A 297-nucleotide genomic window follows, 5' to 3' on the forward strand; every position below is an offset into this window, starting at 1 on the left:
TGAAAGTGGGCGCATAGCTCAGCTGGATAGAGTACCTGGCTACGAACCAGGCGGTCGGAGGTTCGAATCCTCCTGCGCCCACCACTTTCATAAATAAGCCGACAAAAGTCGGTTTTTTTGTGTCTGAAATAGCATATAAGTTAAGCGCATATTTTACGGTGTGTACTTATATTTATTGTTTCAGAAACTCCACTTAGAGTATAAATAAGAAAAAATGAAAGTGGGCGCATAGCTCAGCTGGATAGAGTACCTGGCTACGAACCAGGCGGTCGGAGGTTCGAATCCTCCTGCGCCCAC

2 tRNA genes are annotated in these 297 nt (G+C 46.1%); both read left to right on the plus strand.

Going from position 1 to position 297, the window contains the following annotated elements:
* Window positions 1–7 precede the first annotated feature (7 nt).
* Window positions 8–84: transfer RNA gene (locus AN393_RS19795), tRNA-Arg, on the plus strand.
* A 138-nt stretch (window positions 85–222) separates the two neighbouring features.
* A tRNA-Arg gene (locus AN393_RS19800) sits at window positions 223–296 on the plus strand.
* Window position 297 lies beyond the last annotated feature (1 nt).

Source organism: Pseudoalteromonas sp. P1-25 (assembly GCF_001401805.1).
Taxonomy (GTDB): domain Bacteria; phylum Pseudomonadota; class Gammaproteobacteria; order Enterobacterales; family Alteromonadaceae; genus Pseudoalteromonas.